The following is a 21,466-nucleotide window of genomic DNA, read 5'->3' as shown; positions in this document are numbered from 1 at the left end:
TGTACATAATGAGTTAAAAACATTTAATGTGTTGCAACTTTAGTTTTTAATTACAGCACATCAAATAGGACGTTTATCTTCTCCTATAACTTTTCTTTTTATTCTGAATCTTAACCATTCCTATCGCAAACATCAGACACCTTCTTCGATAGGCTTCTTCCTCTTCATCGGGTTGACGACCATCCCATCGGATATCAGATGAAGAGTCACCTCCTCCAGAAGATACACTGATAGGAGTTCCACCTGCTAAAGCATCCGCTATGGCGAATATCTTTGACCGGAGTGATGGATTCGACAGTTGGTCAAGTATGGTGTCCAATATTGATTTTAACTCATCGTTGTTCTTTGAAAGTTGTTCGACATCCCTTTTTAACCGATAAAATTCCCCATACTCTGCCAATACATTTTGCTGTGCAGTCTTCACTTGTCTCTCCGCTTCATTTCTATAGAGAGCCTCTATTTGGCGGACGATCGAATTGAAACGCTTGGCTATTTCCTGATTCTGTTTCTCAATCCATTTGTCCGTAATAAACAGAGGATATTTCCCCGAAATACAAGGTGGATCAAAATCAATTTTGTAGTTTCTGAAAGGCTGTATTACAGAGCCAGCTTTTTCAAGGTCTTGGGTCAGTTTGTTCAATTCCTGCTCTTTTGTATGGAGTTTGTCAGCCTTGTCTTCAAGTTTGGATTGGTATTCTGAAATCTGTTTCTGTATATCCGCCTTTTGAAATTTGTATTCTTCAAGAGCTATTTTACCGGAAGCCAGTTCCTTGTCAATCTGTTCAAGTTGAGATTTAGACTTGAATATTTGCGATTCCAGTCTGTGTATCATAGTCTGTAATCCCTTAACCGCTTTCTCCGCCTGTTTTGCCTCTTTTGATAGCTTACGAATATAATCGCGTTTGTTCAAATGCTGCACATTGCGCCCATATATGCTGTCTCCTCGTTCAAGTCCGTATTTACTTCCGACCTCCTCATACAGCGATGTGTGCATTTCTTTCAATATCTGCCCATATTCAAACCTGTTCTTTCCGAACTTTGCAGACCACATGACACACTCACGACCGCTTTTAGGCCGGATACCGACTGGCACAACTAAAGCATGAATATGCGGGCTGCTCTCGTCAAGGTGAACCTGAAAGCCGACAATGTTTTCCTGACCATATCTTCGGGAACACCAATCATAAACATCCTTCGCCCAAAGTTCTATTTCCTCGCAGCGGTGCAGATGGCTGTTGTCTGATCCTTTCTCTAAATTGACGGTCTGATTGCCAAAAGCCATCTCAAGTGTACGTTCATGATTGCCGCCAAAGACAAATTTGGCGCAACAGTTCGGTTGAATCTTACTGTCCGGTTTGAATGGCTTCCAACCTAATTCCAACAATCGTTCCTGCAAACGGAGTTCAAGAGACTTCTCTTGATACCCCAACGGATGTATTTTGCCATCGGGACCAATCTCAAAATTCAGCCTCATTCTGGTCTTGTCATAATTGTTGGTAGGGTCTTGATTTTTACAATCGACCTTATCTTCGTTCCAACGCCTTTCGTTCTCGTTGGCTTCTGATGTGCCAAATGATTTGGCAGCTTCAACGTGCATTGCTTGTTTTATATCAGTATTCATAATCTCGTTTTTATACGTATTTCTAATAATTGGAGCTTGCTCCTGTGCCTATTCACATAGTGTGGCAGTAGCCGGATTTTATTGCTATCAGGCAAAAAGTCCTTATTGTGTTATGGACTTTCTATAAGTGACCGGAACAAGTTCCTTCGTTATTCAATAAGTTCTAACCCCAATTCATCAATGAGCGTCTGCAAAGCCGGATTGCGCTGTATCATCTTTGAAAGAATCATTTGTGGTGTATCGGTCATCAAGAGGAAATCGGCAATGTCCAATCCTTTCTTTCGTTGTTCATCAGTAGCGCATTGTTCTAATGTGTCACTCATTATAACCTTTGAGCAAACGGAGAAGAGCATAGCCATCTTGGATTGCCAAATCTCTTTTGCTCCTAAGTCCGGACACAACATTACCGTCCGACCTTTTAATACACCAACCGCATCTGCTTTGAAGCAGCCGTGCATTCCACCAGTAGCCAGCCATATAAATTCCGGCATATAATGAGTGGCTATCAAAGCAGACTTCTCACTCTCTACTATAGCAATCGGTTTGGCAGGATTATCAGACAACAGATGCTCACCAAACAAACATTGCTTTAGATTGTAGTCGACAAGGTTCAACTCGGTATGTACCCAACTTACATAACTTCTCGGCTCTTTTGTCCGATGTCCTGTTGTTGAATCATACAACATTATCTTTCCGGTTCGCACGTAGCCTTGCCTATCAATCTGCCAGTAGACAGTAGAGCCGCCCCATTTTTTTGATGTGCCAACACGATATAAATGGAATATTCGCTTTGTTTCATCCTTGCCCAATATACCTACCAGATAAATGTACAAAGGATTCATTGTGTAATTGGTAAGTGTTCGCTCCATTAGTTCTTTATCAATAAAGGAAGTAGGTGGCAATGAATGTGGCTGTGGCTTAGCATGTTCAATGCCATAATTGGAACCTTTTTCTATCAGCGTTGGATTATCCTTGAAATAATCAGAGGGCGTATAATGGTATTTGCACGACTGCTCATGGTCGCATCTGCCTACATAGTCAGGAAACGAAACTTCCCCTTGAGTATCAACGTAACGTATAAAACATTGTTTCTTTCCACACTGAGGACATGAAAGTTTAGAGCCTCGCTTATATTTTTGAAGGGTAAATCGGTATTCATTCATGCTTGATATTTTTTATAATTGCAGTCCGTGCAGTTTGCAGTTCTTGCAGTTTTGCAGGAAAACGGATGATACGAAAGTGCAAACTGCAACAACTGCAAGATGCAATGGGGATAGGTTATTGCAGTTTCTCATATTCCCCTCTCTTAATTTTCTTGATTATCTTATTCGTGGTAAGGCTGACCAAAGAATACATTACAGAGCGTTCGGAAAGCCCCACTTCTTTTCCTGCTTGAATGGCATCGGCAGTTGTGAATGTTGCAGAAAGACAATCAAGCAATTCTTTCTTTTGTGGTTCAATGCCCTCTACCAACATATATTTCTGAATGTCGGCATAACAACTTTCAAAGTAATCGCTTAATGCAATAGCTGATTTGATTGAATCGATGTCCACAAAATCTTTATGAACCTCACCACAAGCCCAGCGGAAGATTTGCATAACCAAAGCCAATCGTGCTGTAATCATCGGAGCTTTCATTATTCTGCTATCCACCAAGCCGTCATCTTGGATTTGATTGACTGCATGAATAGCATCATTGCGCCAATTGGTAAAATAGGCTTTTGCTTCCGAAGAAAAGTCCAAAATGTCAGGAACTATTTCGCCATCCTCATTTACTATAAAAGGCAAACTCATCACTTTGTTGATGATATTTTCCCACATAGACGAGTATTTGTCAAAAGTGGTAAAAGCGTTTTCTTCATCTTGCCAATCTGATATTTCCTGTGAAGACGGATAAACAAAAATTATTCTATCAATCAACCCATTGTCCTTATAGCCTTTATCTGTAAGTTCGTGCATTCGGGTGGTCTGCATCGTACCTACCATATTTATAAAAGGATGCTCTATGTGAATAGGTATGGGCATACTGCATCTGGAAATGTCTAAAGGTTTTCCGCTGAATGCAGTCAATAACTGTTCAATAAGTTGCCCTTTGCTGTATTGATTCACAGCATTGAACATTCCCATAATTTCATCCACATATACCACAATACCACGCTGGTTGTCATCAAGCGCACGCATTAAAGCTTCTGGGGTAAAGTCGGATATTATGGTTCTTCGCAAAATCGGTTTTTCTGGCAATGGAGTGCAATTTTCCTTCTTCCCTTTGTTGTCCTCTACCATATTATTATATTGCTCCATATCAGACTTGAATTGTTTGACAGCTTTGGCATCATGCTTGCGAATTGGGCGAAAAGCAAAGTCTAACGGGGGAGTTTTGCCCATTCCGGGGCGGCCAACCAATATCATATAGAGGGCAGGATTACTTATCCAGCCACCACGAATACGGATATTGACAGCATTACCGATGGCTGTTGAAATTGCCGCCAAAAGAGAAGCCATCATATATTCAATGGAATAATTCTCTTGTCGTGCCAATGCCAATACCATATCCTGAATTTTAGCAGGAAAAGCATTCAAAGGAATCTTGTCTTCAAGTATCCCTCCAAATTCCATTCTGATTGCATTGCATAAATCGAGTGAATCCATTAGAATCGGTTGTTTCTTTTAGACTTTATGAATCGGGCAGCTTCGTCCTCCAAGTCTTTTTCGGACTTTACCTTGCCATCTCGAAGCCACGCATCAATCTCCGATTTTAGAAACATGATACGTTTACCTCTTTTATGAAATGGGATTTGGTGGCAGCTTGTCCATCCATATACTGTTTGCTCTGCCGGATGACTGGGAATATAATCGCACAACTCCTTTAAGTTCATCCATTGCTCGGTTGGAATACTCGGACTTTGAGTGTTGAGACCGTCAATCTTAGAATCCAGTTCATTCAATTTATCCATCATCCACGACATTGCCTTGGGTAAATCTTCAAAAGTAATGTTCTTTTCACTCATACTGCTATCTGATTTATGTTTGATTTTTCGGCAAAGTAATCGTGATTTAGCATACTGATTTTATGATGGACTGTGTCACATAAAGAAACAGCAGCGAAACAGAAATACCATAAGGAATATGTATTGATTATCAATGCAAATGATGAAAAACGTCAGTAGTAGTTTTTTATGGTAATGTACCCAATCATAAGGAAATCATTAGGTGGTCATAATAACAGCTCATAGGTAAAAACAAAAAGCCACCCACGCAGAATCTACGCAGATGGCTATGCCTATCAAGTGGGACAACACTTTTATTCCGTTTGTGATAAAGCTAATTTGATAGTTTCTGTTGCTTTCTCCTTTTTCTCATCTACAACCTTGGCATACACTTGAGTGGTTCGTACATTGGTATGCCCCAACATTTTGCTAACGGTATAAATGTCCGTTCCTCCAGCCAGTTGAAGGGTAGCGTAGCTGTGCCTAAAGCAATGGAAGGTAATGTGCTTGGTAATTCCGGCAGCTTCAACCCATTTTTTAACAGGGCGATTTATCCATGATGGGTCAGGTAATCCGGCAAACACTAATAATTCTCCTTCTTTTTGCTCTCCGCAAAGATTATATGCTTGCTCTGAAATTGGCATATACTCAACACCTTTTGTCTTTTGTTGCGTAAAGTTCAGCCGATAACCACCATTGAATTGTTCCACCTCCGACCATTTCAATTTCTGAATGTCGCAATGTCGGATTCCTGTTAATGCTGAAAAGAGTGCGGCTCGTTTCAATAATGGGTCACACGGAGTTTGTGCCAGTCGGTTCAACTCTTCTATTGTCAGGTATTCTCTGCGACTCTCCCTTTCCTGAATGCCTTTGACTTTCGCTGCAATATCAATAGTCAGATAGCCATCTATAAAGGCTTGTTTCAATCCTGCCTTGAAAATTGAGAAGTATGTTGATGCTGTATTTTGAGAAATTGTACCTCGTTTAGTACCACCTTGCGGTGCGTTCATTATGAATTGACGGAACGATTCAACCAGCTTTAAGTCTATCTGCGAAAAGAGAATGGTATCACTTTTTGCAAATATCTTCAGTAACTCATGTACTCGCCTCCAATTGACAATAATAGAATCGGAACTATGGGCATGTCTTGTTCGTTGCACATGGTCGAAGTACTCAATAAAATTACTTCGGGAGCGTTCCAACTGCTCCGCCTGTTCTGCATCGGTATCGGCATATAAAGCTGCATTGTCGTATTCCTTTTGTCTTAGGCTTCTGACTTTATCGGCATAGATACATGATTCTTGGTCTATTTGCGACTTGCATTGAATAACACCGTTTAAATCTCGCTTCGGCTTATAAGTAGTTTTGCCTTCGGCATTAGTCCTTGCATTGCGTGATTTATCCCAAATAGGTGTTGTAATGGTACGATTGAGATATTCACGCACTCTTTGTGGCGTATGTTTTCCAGATTGGAATACAGGATAAGATTCCACATAAAGATACCATTCATCACGATATTCAGACTTGCGGAGCTTTACCGACACACGTGTATTAACTAATGCTTTCTTCATCGCTTCATATCCTTGACATAGTAATTACTTTCACTTAGATTGTTTAATCATATTGCATATAGCTTCTGACAAATCTTGATCAGAATTATCTTTCCCCCAAATACTCCAGAAAGGAACTGTTTGACTTGATGGTTTGATTGAAGGTTCATTTATTTTTACTCTAGACGGTAATAATGTAGCATCACCAACAATAATTGCTTCTGCGATGTCAAGCAAAGAAAGATTGTCGGCAATATTACCAAGATTATCTGGTAGTAGTCGTTTAATCACATTTTGATCATCCACATTTGTAAGTCGAAGACTAATAAAATTATTACATTGGCTTAGTACTGTACGATTTACTTCTGAAGGTCTTTGACTGATTATCACAAGACCAACTCCATATTTTCGTCCTTCCTTCGCTATTCGTTCAAAACTTTTCAAACCTATTTCTGCAACAGCATCTTGTGAAATAGATTGCTGAACATATAAGTGTGCTTCATCACATAATAGTGCTATTGGATGACGATGTTCCATTGAACTCCATTGTTGAACAGTAAATACAATTCTTGCCAATAGACCAATTACTAAAGGAAGTACATCTGATGGTACTTCTGACATATCTATAACCTTGACCCCACCATCAGCCTTCATCAGAACTCTGGCGAAATCTTTGAGCCAATTTTGCGATTTTTCTTCTGTTTGTAAACTGAACATAAATCCCATTCTCTTATCTGAAAGTTTATTCTCCAGTCTTTGATTGAACCGTGTTAACTTCCCATTGTATGGGCCTAGCTTTTCAGAACCGGCTCTTGCACCAGGTACCATTTCTTCGTCTTTGGACTTTAGCCGAGTTAACACTGTTTGCAAGTCGTAAGCTACGGGACTATCAACAGTAATCAGATGTTCATATATTGTTCCTTCTACACCTTTTTCTTTTTCGGCAAGAACTTCACGAGAGAATATCATTGCTTGATTTGGTGCATTTTGGTCACTACGATCTAATAACAATGCCTGCATTTCCTCATAATTTAAGAGCCAATAGGGTACCATAAGTATATTGTTGTTGAGTTTTTCAGAGGTAGCCAAATCTCCTGGTGTTGCAATTTTATATTGTTTGATGCCATCTATTTTGAAATCAGTAGAGGAGTATTCTCCGTGGATATCAAACAAAATTGCATTAGAATGTTTTAATTTAGCCATTTGTTCAACAATACATGCAACACAAAAAGATTTACCACTCCCTGTAGAACCCACAATAGCAGCATGTCGTTGAAATAGTTTATCTCCATCCATATATGCTATAGAACTTTCATCCATTGTATATTTCCCTATTGCAAGAGGACTGATGGAAGTCGCTAATTTGTTGGATATTGTTTGCATGAGGTCTGTGAGACGTGTTCCTTCAATCTTATAACATAAGGCACTTATAGATGGAACTGCACTAACGTTTCTTCTGAACACGTTACTTTGCTCTCCAGCTTTGTCCATAAATTCACCCACAAAAACTAACCTAACTTGGTTAAATGCCGAAGAAGTATCTTCTTCATCCTCGTCATCATTCAAAGTCATATCAGTAGCCTTGCGATAGATTTTTACTATCATTGCTATAATGTAACGACCAGATTTCGGACTTTGAATAGCTATAAGTTGATTAATTTGTAACTGGGACAGAACATCGTCAGAATCTATAATGGCTGTTGCCATACCTGTGTCTACACTATTTATTGAGCCTATTGACTCACCTTTATCATATCTTAATACTATACTTTCCATTTTTTATATTTCCATTAATCCTTCTATAGTCCAATATATTTTGTCATCAACAATTATAGAATCACTATTTGTATGAAAAACAGTACCCTTAGCACCATCACTACAAATAGCGATATAATCATATCCTTTATCTATTACATTTTCTTTTATTGAATTTGTAATTTCTTTGGTAACAATCAGTATTTTTGCCTTTCTCTTTTTGGCATATTTAAGCAACATTTCTTGAACATGTTTGTCATTAAAACCATAACCAATACAAACATAGTTTTGGGCACTTTCAAAGATTTTGTCCACAGCTGATAAAAGTTGTCTATGTGGTTCCTCTTGAGTACGTTCGTATTTATTAGTTCCTGGAGTTACGATACATGGTGTAAACCCTAATGGAATATTGACAGAATTGGGGATATTGCAAATGATTCCATCTCTCCTATACCAGTCTAGGGAACCGTGAACTTTCAAGATATTAATAAATCCAGTATAATCAGCCTCCGGCTTTTTAGGATTTAGCATAATATTATCTTTTAACTTTCCCATCAGTCCGTGAGTAAAACCTATATTAATGTAAGCGTCAGTTTGACAAGCTGCATACTCGGCAATCCTATCATAATTGGTTGAGATTACATTTAGCGTTTTATTCGGATCTCCATATATAATATAATCAAATAGTTGTCTTAGATTAATATCTTCTCCACTTATAAACCTTTCATAGACTTTTGCATCGGATTCAATAATAACCTTCCAGACAATATTTACTATATCTGCTTCAACAATTTCAGGAACCTTAACATCCAGCAATGCAGCTTCCAAACCTACACCTGAATCTAAAAGCTTTATGAAATCACTAACGACATCATTAGTAGCTGTATCATAATATGGATTTGATTTAAAGAAGTTTTTTAACTCATTTGCTAAAACACCCATTCCTGGTATGCCATAGGAAACAGATGCTCCACTTCCCAATACAATTACAGGATTGGAACTTCGTATGTTTTGAATATCTTGAAATATGTCTTTCTTTTCCATATTCATTAAAAACATTTATTTGATAAAAATCTCAATTAAAGTACTACGTTGTATGCATTTATGCGAATTTCTATCGTTGTGCAATTACTTAGTTGAGATATTTAATCGATACTCATGTACTAATGCTTTCTTCATCGCTTCACACCTTTATATAGATTATCAATTTCTTTCTTTGGTACATAAACAAAGTTACCTATCTGTCTGGTAGGAATGGAATACTTGCGTATATGAAGGTAAACAGTGCTTTCATTCACAAGAAACTTTTCTGTGATTTCGCCAATAGTATAACAGTCCTTTGGCTCCAGACTATACAGCTTGGCAATAGGCTTTGGCTTTGTGAGAGTTTTCTTTCGGAGAGGATAGAGTTTCATCAATTCTTCTTTTGATAGTAAAGTCTGCCTTTCTCCGGCATTCACACTTGGGATTGTACCCTTACGAATTAAACGATAAAGAGTTTCCTTGCTTATGCCAAACAAAGCGTATGCTTCAGGAACTGTGATATACTCTTTGGACTTGGGTATCTTCTTAACCACTTCGTCCAACCTTTGCAATCTCTGTTCTTCATCCTTACGCCTTTTCCACGCAATCTTGGAACATTTGGGAGTGCAATACCACGATTCAATGGTTTTAGCTACAAAGGTTTCTCCACAAACCTTGCATTGACGTGTTATTTCAAATTTTGCTGCTGGCATAACCTACATTTTACTTATATTCTTCATTCTCAATACCGCTGTTTTTATAGGTGTCACATTATCTACTTTTAAGTGTCGGTACAATTATGGTACAAATATATAATAAAAATCCGAATAACAAGCAAAGTCAAGGAAAAGTGATATAAAAAGAAATAGGGCATAACTCATTGAGTTACACCCTGCATTCCTATTTTTAGTTATCGTTGTTTATCGCAACTTACTTGACTTCCTCGAAGTCAGCATCCTGAACGTTATCTCCGTGCTTGCTGTTATCTTGCTGGCCAGCACCACCATTCATATCAGGACCAGCCTGTGCTCCACCTTGTGCACCGCTCTGTGCATACATTTCAGCACTTGCAGCCTGGAAAGCAGTATTGATTTCTGCCATAGCAGTATCAATAGCAGCCAAATCCTGTGCCTTGTGAGCATCTTTCAATTTCTGCAAAGCAGCTTCAATCGGAGCTTTCTTGTCAGCAGGCAACTTATCACCTAATTCCTTCAACTGATTTTCAGTAGAGAAGATTACGCTGTCAGCCTGGTTCAACTTGTCGATCTTTTCACGTTCTTTCTTATCTGCTTCAGCATTAGCTTCAGCTTCAGCCTTCATCTTTTCGATTTCTTCCTTGCTCAAACCACTGGATGCTTCAATACGGATAGCCTGTTCTTTACCGGTAGCCTTATCTTTTGCAGATACTTTCAAGATACCGTTGGCATCGATATCAAATGTAACCTCAATTTGAGGAACACCACGACGAGCCGGAGCAATACCTGTCAAGTTGAACTGACCGATTGATTTGTTCTGTGCAGCCATCGGACGTTCTCCCTGTAATACGTGGATAGTAACTTCCGTCTGGTTATCGGCAGCAGTAGAGAATGTTTCACTCTTACGAGCCGGGATGGTAGTGTTAGCATCGATCAACTTAGTCATTACACCACCCAGTGTTTCGATACCCATTGACAACGGAGTAACATCCAACAATACTACACCTTTGATTTCGTCTGTCAACACAGCACCTTGTACAGCAGCACCAATTGCTACTACTTCATCCGGATTCACACCTTTAGAAGGAGCCTTGCCAAAGAAATCCTCTACCAATTTCTGAACAGCCGGAATACGTGAAGAACCACCAACAAGGATTACTTCATCAATATCAGCATTGTTCAAACCTGCATCACTCATTGCCTTCTTACATGGTTCAAGACAAGCCTGAATCAATTCGTGAGCCAAAGATTCGAATTTTGCACGAGTCAAAGTCTTCACCAAGTGCTTAGGCACACCACCCACCGGCATGATATACGGCAAGTTGATTTCTGTACTTGTAGAAGAGGAAAGCTCAATCTTAGCTTTTTCAGCAGCTTCTTTCAGACGTTGCAAAGCCATCGGATCCTGAGTCAAGTCAGCACCTTCGTCGTTCTTGAATTCCTGTACCAACCAATTGATGATTACCTGGTCGAAGTCATCACCACCCAGATGAGTATCACCGTTTGTAGAAAGTACTTCAAACACACCACCACCGAATTCGAGGATAGAGATATCGAATGTACCACCACCAAGGTCGAATACAGCAATCTTCATATCTTTGTGAGCCTTATCCAGACCGTAAGCAAGAGCTGCGGCTGTCGGTTCGTTTACAATACGTTTTACTTCCAGACCAGCAATCTGTCCGGCTTCCTTAGTAGCCTGACGTTGAGAGTCGGAAAAATATGCAGGAACGGTGATAACTGCTTCTGTTACTTCCTGACCGAGATAGTCTTCGGCAGTTTTCTTCATTTTCTGAAGAATCATTGCAGAAATTTCCTGCGGAGTGTACAGACGTCCGTCGATGTCAACACGCGGAGTGTTATTGTCACCTTTCACTACTTTATAAGGAACACGAGTCACCTCCTTCTGTACCTGATCCCAAGTTTCACCCATGAAACGTTTGATAGAGAAGATTGTACGTGTAGGGTTCGTAATAGCCTGACGTTTTGCAGGATCACCCACCTTACGTTCACCGCCATCTACGAAAGCGACAACAGAAGGAGTCGTACGTTTACCTTCACTGTTTGCAATTACTACAGGTTCGTTACCTTCGAATACGGCAACACAAGAGTTTGTAGTTCCTAAGTCAATACCAATAATTTTTCCCATGATCGTTATTTTTTTATTTATTATTTATTCATTGATTTCTTTTTGTCCGGTTGTTTCTCCGGCTCTTATCAAGGAGCCTCGTCGCGAACGGACGCTTACTAAAAAGCAAACCGTGTGCCAAAAAGAAATTATACGAATGCATGACATAATATCTGCCAAAAAGACAGTTTTAATAAATAAACACTGCTGACATAGTCATATTCAAAGCCAGTCAGCAACTGTTTCTTTAAACAAATGCAGACGGCTCTGGTTCGATGAAAGGAAAAAAATATGCCTGTGTCGTCATGTGAGACACAGGCATATCCTATTATATAGATCGATCTATTTATTACTTTTCCAGCACGATGACCAATGCACCATTTGCATCATACAAGCCAATGCCGCCACCGGACAACACATCGAATGACTTCACCTCATTGATAGCTTTCAGCACCTTACCTTCTGTTTCCATGTCCGGACAAGCCATCATTGTGCTCGCTACTCCCGGAAAAGAAATTGATTTGGCATTACTGGTACTGGTTTCAAAACCGCCATTAATCAAATTACATCCGGCATTGCCATGAATTGTCTTTTTCTTCACATCAAAAGCAATGAAAGGTTGTTTTTCCATTCCGGAAGGAATTGCTTCACCATTCACTTCTTTTATTTTCCATTCTCCATTCAAAACCGAAAGTTTCACATCAGCCTCCTTCTTTTGTAGAACGACAACCGGACGGTTGGACGAATTGCAAAGATACACTTTGTCCTTACCTGCCTTCTTATATCCTTTTACTTGCGCAAAAGCATTCAATACATTATTTTCAGTAGTCATATCCGGACACATCATCCGGGTACTAGCCATTCCTGTAAGTTCAAGACTTCCCGGCTTCGCATTTACATCGAAGCTACCCATCATCCGATTACAGCCGCTATTGCCGGACACACGACCGGTTGCTGTATCAAAAGCGATAAAAGGAAGGGATTTACTTTCGCCCGGAGTGATTTTCGAGCCATTGACTTCTATGATATTCCATTCACCATTGATAGACGACAGGGAAATTGCCTTCTCAACCGAACGGCACGAAGACATTGCAAGTGCTGCACCAGCAATGCAAATTGAAACAAATACTTTCTTCATATTGTTATAACGTTTAAGTTAAAATCGAGGGCAAAGATATCAAAAAGATTGGAAAATAACATCCAATGCAACATAAAATATATACATTTGCCAGTAAATGTACAACAAACGAACAATTTACATAGTTCACTTAAAGTAAACAAATATGAGAATAATTGTCCTGTCTTTGATTCTATTCTACTGTGGTACGTCTCCTATCATAGCCCAAAATGATTACATCGTCACTACTCCTTCTGCACAGGAAATCCCTGTAGGCCAAGAAGAACAGTTTATCAAAAGTAACTTTCCGTTGCTACCGCTGGGCAAATGGACACCCGGAATGAAATTTATGTTCGTTCCATCTCCACGGAGCATGTTCCTTCCCACCCTTTCCAGCTACGAGACCGAGAAAGGGGTAGACAACAGCCTGCTGAAACATAAAATACTCACTTTCACGGGAACTGAAGAGAAAGCTCAGAATATCCCCAACGGGACTAACTACTCCACTCGCTTCATCTTCGAATGTGAGGGAGGAAAATATTATTATGAGATAAAGAATATGCGGCTGGAGGAGATCTCCGAAAAGGCTCCCCGTGCCGGCATCAACGGATTGGTTTATTTGAAGGATGTGGATACTGCTAAAGAGCTGTTGGTAGGAAAAACAGTCTATATACAAGCAGAAAGTGTCCGGATAGACGATGCCAACAATTATTCCGGCTACCGGGATATAGCCATTCCCGTCAATACGGAAGCAACGATTACCGCTATCGGAGTCGGCAGTCAGGCATATCCGGCAAAAATCGTATTCAAAGATATGCAGGGACATTCTTATTATCTGGAAGTTGCCCTCTCACGAACAAACTCCGGCATGGACCTGAATGATTTTCAAGGAGAAAAGAGAATGAAGTATTTCTCAAATGCATTCAGTTTCACCAATAAGAGTCTAGGCACTATCGAAAGCCTGAAAAATAAATATATGGGAATGACAGTTTATCCTAAAAAGGTGCTGCCAGCCAAAAGAATCATATCATTTGAAGACAAGCAGACCGAATCACGCGTTCACCTGCCCCGATATACAGTTCTGCAAATCAAAGACATTAGATTATCTCCTCCCGGCAGTCTGGCTATTCTCTCATTAGAAGACAATGACGGAGCGATCTATGAATTGGAAACCGATCTGAAATATGATGTTATCGTCAGAAATGAAAATTATATCGAAGACTTTTTCGGATTCGAAGATATACATAAAAAATATCCGGGTATCACAGAAAATCGTTGGCAGATTATCTCCCGGGGAGATCTGGAGACGGGTATGAGTACAGTGGAATGCCGTTTGTCCATTGGTGATCCGATAGAAATCGAGCTAAAAAAAGACAATCGTTTCGAAACTTGGTTTTACAATGGCAAAACGCTGGAATTTGAAAATGGAACCTTGCAGCGTTACAAATAAAAAGGGGTAGCTGCGAATGATTATCTGAAAATAATCACGTATATTTGCAAAGCTAACAATTCCAATATTCTTAATATTTTAATTCGCAATTAACGAAATGGGTAGAGTTCTTATTATTGGTGCGGGCGGTGTTGGCACTGTCGTTGCGCACAAAGTGGCACAAAATGCCGATGTATTTACAGATATCATGATTGCCAGTCGTACGAAAGAGAAATGCGATAAAATCGTCGAGGCAATAGGTAACCCCAATATAAAAACAGCTAAAGTTGATGCAGACAATGTAGATGAGCTGGTAGCCTTATTCAACGATTTCAAACCGGAAATGGTGATTAATGTGGCTCTCCCTTATCAGGATCTGACTATTATGGAAGCTTGTCTGAAAGCTGGAGTGAACTATCTGGACACCGCTAACTACGAGCCGAAGGATGAAGCTCACTTTGAATACAGTTGGCAATGGGCTTATCACGATCGCTTCAAAGAAGCAGGTCTGACAGCTATTCTCGGTTGCGGATTCGACCCGGGAGTAAGTGGCATCTATACCGCTTATGCAGCTAAACATTATTTTGATGAGATTCAATATCTGGACATTGTAGACTGTAATGCGGGTAACCACCATAAAGCATTTGCTACGAACTTCAATCCGGAAATCAACATCCGCGAAATTACGCAGAACGGACGCTATTATGAAAATGGCAAATGGGTAACTACCGGTCCGCTGGAAATTCATAAAGACCTGACATATCCGAACATCGGTCCGCGTGATTCTTATCTTCTTTATCACGAAGAGCTAGAGTCATTGGTGAAACATTACCCGACAATCAAACGTGCACGTTTCTGGATGACTTTCGGACAAGAGTATTTAACTCACTTACGCGTTATCCAAAACATCGGTATGGCACGAATCGACGAAGTTGATTACAACGGAGTGAAGATTGTGCCGCTGCAATTCTTGAAAGCTGTATTGCCTAACCCGCAGGATTTAGGAGAAAACTACGAAGGAGAAACCTCTATCGGTTGTCGTATCCGCGGTTTGAAAGATGGCAAGGAACGTACTTATTATGTATACAACAATTGCAGCCATCAGGAAGCTTACCGGGAAACAGGTATGCAAGGAGTGAGCTACACCACCGGAGTTCCGGCAATGATCGGAGCCATGATGTTCTTCAAAGGTGAGTGGAAGCGTCCGGGTGTAAACAACGTAGAAGAGTTCAATCCGGATCCGTTTATGGAACAACTCAACAAGCAAGGTCTTCCCTGGCATGAAGAGTTCGACAAAAATCTGGAATTATAAGAGTAGACTTGTTCATTAAAAAGATAGTTATGATAAACGTAGGAGATAAAGCACCGGAAATCTTAGGCATCAATGAAAAAGGCGAAGAAATCCGTTTAAGTGCTTATAAAGGAAAAAAGATTGTGTTGTACTTCTACCCGAAGGACAGTACATCAGGTTGCACCGCACAAGCGTGTAATCTGCGCGACAACTATTCCGAACTACGTAAAGCCGGCTATGAAGTAATCGGTGTCAGCGTAGACAATGAAAAGTCGCACCAGAAATTCATCGAAAAGAACAATCTTCCTTTTACCCTGATTGCCGACACTGACAAAAGGTTAGTGGAAGAGTTTGGAGTATGGGGAGAAAAGAAACTGTACGGACGTGCTTACATGGGTACTTTCCGCACTACTTTCCTGATTAATGAAGAAGGAATCGTAGAACGGATTATCACTCCCAAAGAAGTGAAGACCAAGGAACATGCCTCACAGATTTTAAATCAATAACTCCATTAATTATATAAGAATAAGGTATGGCAAAGAAAGATGAACTTAATTTTGAAACAGATAATAAAATGGCATCAAGCGAAAAACTAAAAGCCTTACAGGCTGCCATGGAAAAGATAGAAAAGAGCTTCGGTAAAGGTTCTATCATGAAAATGGGTGATGATAGTGTTGAACAAGTAGAAGTGATCCCGACAGGCTCTATTGCCTTGAACGTGGCACTTGGTGTTGGAGGTTACCCTAGAGGTAGAATCATCGAAATCTATGGCCCGGAGTCTTCCGGTAAAACAACATTGGCTATCCACGCCATTGCTGAAGCACAAAAGGCCGGCGGTATCGCTGCTTTTATTGATGCCGAACACGCTTTCGACCGTTTCTACGCATCTAAACTGGGAGTGAACATTGATGATCTTTATATCTCTCAACCGGACAACGGAGAACAGGCTTTGGAAATTGCAGAACAACTGATCCGTTCTTCTGCTATCGACATCATCGTTATCGACTCTGTAGCCGCACTGACCCCTAAAGCGGAGATCGAAGGTGACATGGGTGACAACAAAGTTGGTCTTCAGGCACGTTTGATGTCTCAGGCACTCCGTAAGTTGACAGCTGCTGTGAGCAAGACACGTACGACTTGTATTTTCATCAACCAGCTGCGTGAGAAGATCGGCGTTATGTTCGGTAACCCGGAAACAACGACTGGTGGTAACGCATTGAAATTCTATGCTTCTGTACGTCTGGATATCCGTGGTAGTCAACCTATCAAAGATGGTGAAGAGATTCTTGGTAAACTGACCAAAGTGAAAGTAGTGAAGAACAAAGTAGCGCCTCCTTTCCGCAGAGCTGAATTTGACATCATGTTCGGTGAAGGTATCTCCCACTCCGGAGAAATCATCGACTTGGGTGCTGACTTGGGAATCATCAAAAAGAGCGGTTCATGGTATAGCTACAACGATACTAAGTTAGGACAAGGGCGTGATGCCGCTAAACAATGCATTATGGATAATCCTGAATTGGCAGAAGAACTGGAAGGACTGATTTTTGAAGAATTGAAGAAGAAATAAATAGCTTTAGATCTGTTTATCCGTAGGCTGAAAGCTAAGTAAACAAAGGTGGGAGAAAGTCGTTTACGATCATTCTCCCACCTTTTTCTTTTTTATATCATTCTCTCTTTTATCCCTTATACAAAATAAATGTATGCCAATGTACTCAAGCTGATAATTATCCAAAGCAATATTCCTTGAATCAGAGGTTTAATTCCAACAGCTTTCAAAACATCAATAGAAAGAGAAGCACCGATGAAGAACATAGTTATCGTCAAAGTCTTACGGGCAATACCGTTGATAGCTGCTCCTAATTGTGGCACTCCATCCAGTAAATAAGTATTTACCACCAATGCCAATACGAAGAAGAGGATAAACCATGGAATACTGATCTTTTGTCCTTTGCTCTTGAATATAAATGAAGTAGCAAAAGCCATCGGGATAATCCAAAGAGCACGGGTCAATTTGATAGTAGTAGCCACTTTTAATGCTTCTTCACCATAGGCAGCTCCCGCGCCTACTACAGAACTGGTATCATGAATGGCAATAGCTGCCCATGTTCCAAACTGTTGTTGATCCATATTCAATGCATGACCAATGGCAGGGAAAATGAAAAGTGCAATAGCGTTCAGGATAAAGATTGTACCTAATGCCACAGACATTTCACTGTCCTTCGCTTTCAACACCGGTCCCACTGCTGCGATAGCACTACCACCACAGATAGCGGTTCCCGAACTGATAAGATAAGCTGTATTCCGATCTATTTTAAACAATTTACGTCCGATGAACCAGCCAATTACCAATGTTCCGATTACTGAAATGACCGTAAATTCCATACCTTCCTTACCGGAAGCTAAAGCAGAATGAAGGTTCATACCGAATCCCAATCCTACTACTGAATATTGCAACAGATATTTCGATGTTTTCTTATTAAACTTTGGATGTGCTTGTCCGCAAGTTAATGCAAAAATAAGTCCGAGGAACAAAGCAACGGGAGGAGTTACCCAAGCCGACCATGCTTCCAATCCCGGAATATAGTCTAAAAACAGGAAGAAAGTCAGAGTGGAAAGCAGCGCAATATAAATCATCTTATTATTTGCCTGCAAAGTTTTTGTAGCTGTTGAAATCATATCTTTTTGTCTTTAATCGTTTTCCGGGTGCAAAGGTACGATAAACAATCAAGCCCCACCAATAGTTTCTAATTATGCATTATAACTTTTAATTATAAGCATACTCTCTCCCAACTACTCTTACACTGTTACAATGTCTTTCCCAAAAGGCGATAATGCCAAAGATGCCAACTTGAAGTGTTGTAATCCAAAAGGGATTCCGATAATGGTAATGCACAATATAGCCCCGAAAACCAAATGTGACAGACAGATCCAAATGCCACCCAGAAATATCCACAGGATATTCATCAATATATAGAGGCAGCCACCGGAACGGTTCCCACTTCTGACTTCTTTACCGAAAGGCCATAAAGCAAGTCCGGCCAACTTCAATGTTTGCATTCCAAAAGGAATGCCGATAATGGTCAGCATCATCAATAAACTCGAAATGAGGTATTCGACAGCAGTAAAGATACCACCAAGCAGCAGCCACAATAGATTCATTAAACAGCCCATATAAAATAGTATTAGTTATTATTCCAATTTTCTTTTTGTTGTCTCATCCACTTTACCCTGAAAATAATGGTCGATCACTTGCTGAAACAAATCATCCGAAGCAACTTCATTAAAAAGCGTCATGCATGACAATACTTTCATCGCATCTAACGAACCGAAAACTTCCTGCGCCGTTTTATTTTTCAAATGAAGAAAAACAGACGTTATTTCACGAAGTCTTTCTCCCAAAATTGGATGGGCAAGATATGCTTCAGCCTCTTCTTTGCCGCTAAGGCCATAATACTGTGAATTATAACTCATGCCCAATCCTTTCAGTTGAGGAAATATATACCAAATCCAATGGGAATATTTCCGCCCGTTTCTAACTTCTGCAAGGGCTTGTTCATAATCACCTCGCTGGGCATCTAAAAATCGTTGTAAGTTATAGTTAGTCATAGATACTTCTCGCATTTTTTTAAGTTATCATACTTTCAGGAGATAACAGAATCAAATAAGTGATTTATTTCGAATCACAGCACTTTTTTCAATTCTATTAAAGCCGAGACTTCGTTTTCCTTATTAATGTACTTCTCTATTTCATAGGGTTTATATCCTAATTTAGTATATAACAGAAGCCCACTCGTATTAGCATCAAAACAAGACAAATGAAGCTCCGATACATTATATTTCTTTTTCCCAATATCTTCCATAGCATTTATCAGAAATGTGCCAACGCCACGATTACGAAAACAAGGACTTACTATTACATTTCCAATAGCACAATATTGAGATTCTCTTACCTCATAGAAATTTGCAAACCCTACTACTTCATTATTAAATAAAACAACAGTCGAATCAAATCTATCTTTTATTGTATTCTTTAATTGATCGATTGTTAAAGGAAAATCAGCTTTAGGAAACATAAAAAACAGTTCCAGCTTGTTTCGAGGTAATTTACAAACAGTTTCTAAATCGTCAAACGTAAAATCTCTATAAGTAAGTTTTTCTTTTTCCATAATAATCATGCTGATACCCTCCATTTCTTTTCTACATACAATATTATAACCGACTTTGCTATATAGATGCAAAGTATTGGGTGTCTCTTCACCCGTAAAAAGAGAAAACTTATGACAGTGGGGAAATAATCGTTCTATTTCAGTCATAAGTTCTCTACCTATACCTTTATTCTGAAAATCGGGATGCACTATCAATTTACCAATATGACATACTCTATTTTCATCCATACGTCCCCTGACAGAACCTACAATCTGTTCATCATCTGATACGTATTTTAGAATAATGCCTGTCTGATACTCATCACAAATCTCATCCTGATTTTGCAACAAAGGGGGAAGATCGAATTTATTCATTCGCTCGGCCACCACCATAAAAGATTTCTTTTGCAAAGATAAAATGTTTACCAAATCATTTTCTTCAGCTTGCATGATATTAGTATGACTCATAATATTACAAATATACACTTTTCTAAAAACTAACAGAAGCATTGCATCCACTTTTTAGGAAATAATATATTAAGCATAAAATCCCGTTATATCCTTTCTCTTTCATCATCTTCATTCCCTCCCAAACTATTAATAGAAAACTTCTTCTTTATTAAGGATAAACTTCTTTTTGTCAAATAGAAAACTTATCTTTGTATAAGAGTAAACTATAAATGCAAGCTTTGATTATAAAAATGAAAGCTTTGTTTTTATAAACGCAAGCTTCAATTATAAAAACAAAAGTTGCATTTATAGTTTATAATTAATCAAAAGGAACTTTACTATTAGAAGAAAGGAAGTTTGCCTCTAATACAAAAGAACTTATCTATTAATACTTTAAACAATAGATGATATGGCAAGATATATCATAGAGGAGATGCCCGATCTTCAGAAAACAGGCAAAAGAATTACTTATCCTAAATTTGCGCGGATAGATAATACAAGCATAAAAGAGTTGGCGCAACGAGTTGGCGACGTCAGTGGATTCAGTGCAGGAGACATAGAAGGCGTACTACTTCAGACCGCCATTGAAATGGCGCATTTGATGGCAGAAGGGCGCTCGGTAAAGATAGACGGAATAGGAACGTTTACTCCCTCTCTTACTTTAGGCAGAGACAAGGAGCGGGAAGATCCAGAAGAAGGGGGGAGTCATCGCAACGCACAAAGTATTTTTATAGGAGGTGTAAATTTCCGGGTAGACCGAGAAATGGTGAGAAATATCAGCGAAAGATGCCAACTGGAAAGAGCACCCTGGAAAAAGCAACGATCCTCTAATAAATTCACATCGGAACAACGACTGGCATTAGCTCTAAAGTATCTGGATGAACATCCCTTCCTGACCGTTTGGGAATATCGCAAACTAACAGGATTGTTGCAAACAGCAGCAACCAACGAACTAAGACAGTGGGGACATCAACCGGATTCTGGAATAGAAATCACAGGAAGAGGAGCACACAGGGTATATATAAAGAAAAAATAGTCGAACGAAGAGGATAACAGTATGAGAAATACCCCGAAAATAGATGAGAAATAACTGTTTTGAGGCCTATTTCACTAAAGAAACTATGAGAAATAGGCTTTCTCAAAACGTTTCTCATTCAGTAATTATCTGGTTATAAGATTATTATAAAATAATTATGAGAATATGAGAAATGAAAATCATTTTTCTGGTTCTTCGTCAAATTTGGTGGTAATCTCTTTTTTATTTCAACTGTCTTC

Annotated in this window: 19 protein-coding genes; 5 read left to right on the top strand and 14 right to left on the bottom strand. The window is 39.5% G+C overall.

Annotation, left to right across the window (positions count from 1 at the left end; translation table 11 throughout):
* Positions 1 to 73: 73 nt before the first annotated feature.
* The 10 genes from mobV to DWZ47_RS19970 all read right to left on the bottom strand — a co-directional run bounded on the left by mobV (position 74) and on the right by DWZ47_RS19970 (position 12,897).
* Positions 74 to 1,621: a MobV family relaxase gene (gene mobV, locus DWZ47_RS20020; protein WP_007571745.1), complete on the bottom strand. Its 1,548-nt coding sequence runs from the start codon at positions 1,619 to 1,621 to the stop codon at positions 74 to 76.
* A 149-nt stretch (positions 1,622 to 1,770) separates the two neighbouring features.
* On the bottom strand, positions 1,771 to 2,784 hold the full coding sequence (locus tag DWZ47_RS20015) for a DUF6371 domain-containing protein (RefSeq protein ID WP_007571747.1): 1,014 nt from the start codon (positions 2,782 to 2,784) through the stop codon (positions 1,771 to 1,773).
* 115 nt (positions 2,785 to 2,899) lie between these two features.
* A complete protein-coding gene (locus tag DWZ47_RS20010) occupies positions 2,900 to 4,270 on the bottom strand; it encodes a DUF3987 domain-containing protein (RefSeq protein WP_007571750.1) in 1,371 nt (456 codons plus the stop codon).
* Entirely contained in the window at positions 4,270 to 4,629 is a 360-nt protein-coding gene (locus DWZ47_RS20005) for a helix-turn-helix domain-containing protein (RefSeq protein ID WP_057258661.1), read from the bottom strand. The genes DWZ47_RS20010 and DWZ47_RS20005 overlap by 1 nt, the downstream gene beginning before the upstream one ends.
* A 293-nt stretch (positions 4,630 to 4,922) precedes the next feature.
* A complete protein-coding gene (locus DWZ47_RS20000; RefSeq protein WP_007571752.1) occupies positions 4,923 to 6,179 on the bottom strand; it encodes a site-specific integrase in 1,257 nt (418 codons plus the stop codon).
* Positions 6,180 to 6,209: 30 nt separating this feature from the next.
* Positions 6,210 to 7,934, bottom strand: a complete 1,725-nt coding sequence (locus tag DWZ47_RS19995) for an ATP-binding protein (RefSeq protein ID WP_007571753.1) — start codon at positions 7,932 to 7,934, stop codon at positions 6,210 to 6,212.
* Positions 7,935 to 7,937: 3 nt separating this feature from the next.
* Positions 7,938 to 8,957 (bottom strand): SIR2 family protein, encoded by a 1,020-nt coding sequence (locus tag DWZ47_RS19990; protein WP_224262865.1) that lies wholly within the window; start codon positions 8,955 to 8,957, stop codon positions 7,938 to 7,940.
* Positions 8,958 to 9,088: 131 nt separating this feature from the next.
* The gene (locus DWZ47_RS19985; protein ID WP_007571755.1) at positions 9,089 to 9,649 is read right to left on the bottom strand and encodes a helix-turn-helix domain-containing protein; all 561 of its coding nucleotides are present in this window, start codon (positions 9,647 to 9,649) and stop codon (positions 9,089 to 9,091) included.
* A 217-nt stretch (positions 9,650 to 9,866) separates the two neighbouring features.
* A complete protein-coding gene (dnaK, locus tag DWZ47_RS19980; RefSeq protein ID WP_004302085.1) occupies positions 9,867 to 11,780 on the bottom strand; it encodes a molecular chaperone DnaK in 1,914 nt (637 codons plus the stop codon).
* A 328-nt stretch (positions 11,781 to 12,108) separates the two neighbouring features.
* The gene (locus DWZ47_RS19970; protein WP_008651324.1) at positions 12,109 to 12,897 is read right to left on the bottom strand and encodes an META domain-containing protein; all 789 of its coding nucleotides are present in this window, start codon (positions 12,895 to 12,897) and stop codon (positions 12,109 to 12,111) included.
* A 145-nt stretch (positions 12,898 to 13,042) separates the two neighbouring features.
* Between DWZ47_RS19970 and DWZ47_RS19965 the strand changes: the two genes are divergently transcribed.
* The 4 genes from DWZ47_RS19965 (at position 13,043) to recA (ending at position 17,163) form a co-directional block, all read left to right on the top strand.
* The gene (locus DWZ47_RS19965; protein WP_117514386.1) at positions 13,043 to 14,326 is read left to right on the top strand and encodes a hypothetical protein; all 1,284 of its coding nucleotides are present in this window, start codon (positions 13,043 to 13,045) and stop codon (positions 14,324 to 14,326) included.
* 97 nt (positions 14,327 to 14,423) lie between these two features.
* Positions 14,424 to 15,617 carry a saccharopine dehydrogenase family protein gene (locus tag DWZ47_RS19960; protein WP_004302080.1) on the top strand — a complete coding sequence of 398 codons (1,194 nt, stop codon included), beginning with the start codon at positions 14,424 to 14,426 and terminating at the stop codon, positions 15,615 to 15,617.
* Between the two features lie 29 nt (positions 15,618 to 15,646).
* Complete coding sequence (gene bcp / locus DWZ47_RS19955; RefSeq protein ID WP_004302079.1) at positions 15,647 to 16,102, top strand: thioredoxin-dependent thiol peroxidase; 456 nt, start codon at positions 15,647 to 15,649, stop codon at positions 16,100 to 16,102.
* Positions 16,103 to 16,128: 26 nt separating this feature from the next.
* On the top strand, positions 16,129 to 17,163 hold the full coding sequence (gene recA / locus DWZ47_RS19950; protein WP_004302078.1) for a recombinase RecA: 1,035 nt from the start codon (positions 16,129 to 16,131) through the stop codon (positions 17,161 to 17,163).
* Between the two features lie 116 nt (positions 17,164 to 17,279).
* Here recA and DWZ47_RS19945 read toward each other — a convergent pair whose 3' ends face one another.
* The 4 genes from DWZ47_RS19945 to DWZ47_RS19930 all read right to left on the bottom strand — a co-directional run bounded on the left by DWZ47_RS19945 (position 17,280) and on the right by DWZ47_RS19930 (position 20,251).
* The gene (locus DWZ47_RS19945; RefSeq protein WP_004305675.1) at positions 17,280 to 18,272 is read right to left on the bottom strand and encodes a YeiH family protein; all 993 of its coding nucleotides are present in this window, start codon (positions 18,270 to 18,272) and stop codon (positions 17,280 to 17,282) included.
* A 120-nt stretch (positions 18,273 to 18,392) separates the two neighbouring features.
* The gene (locus DWZ47_RS19940) at positions 18,393 to 18,767 is read right to left on the bottom strand and encodes a YccF domain-containing protein (RefSeq protein ID WP_004305673.1); all 375 of its coding nucleotides are present in this window, start codon (positions 18,765 to 18,767) and stop codon (positions 18,393 to 18,395) included.
* 18 nt (positions 18,768 to 18,785) lie between these two features.
* Positions 18,786 to 19,217, bottom strand: coding sequence for a DUF1810 domain-containing protein (locus tag DWZ47_RS19935; RefSeq protein WP_117514384.1), 432 nt, complete (start codon positions 19,215 to 19,217; stop codon positions 18,786 to 18,788).
* Positions 19,218 to 19,276: 59 nt separating this feature from the next.
* The gene (locus tag DWZ47_RS19930) at positions 19,277 to 20,251 is read right to left on the bottom strand and encodes a GNAT family N-acetyltransferase (protein WP_117514382.1); all 975 of its coding nucleotides are present in this window, start codon (positions 20,249 to 20,251) and stop codon (positions 19,277 to 19,279) included.
* Positions 20,252 to 20,600: 349 nt separating this feature from the next.
* Between DWZ47_RS19930 and DWZ47_RS19925 the strand changes: the two genes are divergently transcribed.
* Entirely contained in the window at positions 20,601 to 21,227 is a 627-nt protein-coding gene (locus tag DWZ47_RS19925) for an HU family DNA-binding protein (RefSeq protein WP_004302073.1), read from the top strand.
* The last annotated feature ends 239 nt before the right edge of the window (positions 21,228 to 21,466 follow it).

Source organism: Bacteroides sp. AF32-8BH, assembly GCF_003435205.1.
Classification (GTDB): domain Bacteria; phylum Bacteroidota; class Bacteroidia; order Bacteroidales; family Bacteroidaceae; genus Bacteroides; species Bacteroides ovatus.
This window is presented reverse-complemented; position numbering and strand designations above follow the sequence as displayed.

Coding starts and splice junctions, on each gene's coding strand:
- mobV (WP_007571745.1), bottom strand. CDS start 1,621: ATGAATACTGATATAAAACAAGCAATGCACGTTGAAGCTGCCAAATCA.
- DWZ47_RS20015 (WP_007571747.1), bottom strand. CDS start 2,784: ATGAATGAATACCGATTTACCCTTCAAAAATATAAGCGAGGCTCTAAA.
- DWZ47_RS20010 (WP_007571750.1), bottom strand. CDS start 4,270: ATGGATTCACTCGATTTATGCAATGCAATCAGAATGGAATTTGGAGGG.
- DWZ47_RS20005 (WP_057258661.1), bottom strand. CDS start 4,629: ATGAGTGAAAAGAACATTACTTTTGAAGATTTACCCAAGGCAATGTCG.
- DWZ47_RS20000 (WP_007571752.1), bottom strand. CDS start 6,179: ATGAAGAAAGCATTAGTTAATACACGTGTGTCGGTAAAGCTCCGCAAG.
- DWZ47_RS19995 (WP_007571753.1), bottom strand. CDS start 7,934: ATGGAAAGTATAGTATTAAGATATGATAAAGGTGAGTCAATAGGCTCA.
- DWZ47_RS19990 (WP_224262865.1), bottom strand. CDS start 8,957: ATGGAAAAGAAAGACATATTTCAAGATATTCAAAACATACGAAGTTCC.
- DWZ47_RS19985 (WP_007571755.1), bottom strand. CDS start 9,649: ATGCCAGCAGCAAAATTTGAAATAACACGTCAATGCAAGGTTTGTGGA.
- dnaK (WP_004302085.1), bottom strand. CDS start 11,780: ATGGGAAAAATTATTGGTATTGACTTAGGAACTACAAACTCTTGTGTT.
- DWZ47_RS19970 (WP_008651324.1), bottom strand. CDS start 12,897: ATGAAGAAAGTATTTGTTTCAATTTGCATTGCTGGTGCAGCACTTGCA.
- DWZ47_RS19965 (WP_117514386.1), top strand. CDS start 13,043: ATGAGAATAATTGTCCTGTCTTTGATTCTATTCTACTGTGGTACGTCT.
- DWZ47_RS19960 (WP_004302080.1), top strand. CDS start 14,424: ATGGGTAGAGTTCTTATTATTGGTGCGGGCGGTGTTGGCACTGTCGTT.
- bcp (WP_004302079.1), top strand. CDS start 15,647: ATGATAAACGTAGGAGATAAAGCACCGGAAATCTTAGGCATCAATGAA.
- recA (WP_004302078.1), top strand. CDS start 16,129: ATGGCAAAGAAAGATGAACTTAATTTTGAAACAGATAATAAAATGGCA.
- DWZ47_RS19945 (WP_004305675.1), bottom strand. CDS start 18,272: ATGATTTCAACAGCTACAAAAACTTTGCAGGCAAATAATAAGATGATT.
- DWZ47_RS19940 (WP_004305673.1), bottom strand. CDS start 18,767: ATGGGCTGTTTAATGAATCTATTGTGGCTGCTGCTTGGTGGTATCTTT.
- DWZ47_RS19935 (WP_117514384.1), bottom strand. CDS start 19,217: ATGCGAGAAGTATCTATGACTAACTATAACTTACAACGATTTTTAGAT.
- DWZ47_RS19930 (WP_117514382.1), bottom strand. CDS start 20,251: ATGCTTCTGTTAGTTTTTAGAAAAGTGTATATTTGTAATATTATGAGT.
- DWZ47_RS19925 (WP_004302073.1), top strand. CDS start 20,601: ATGGCAAGATATATCATAGAGGAGATGCCCGATCTTCAGAAAACAGGC.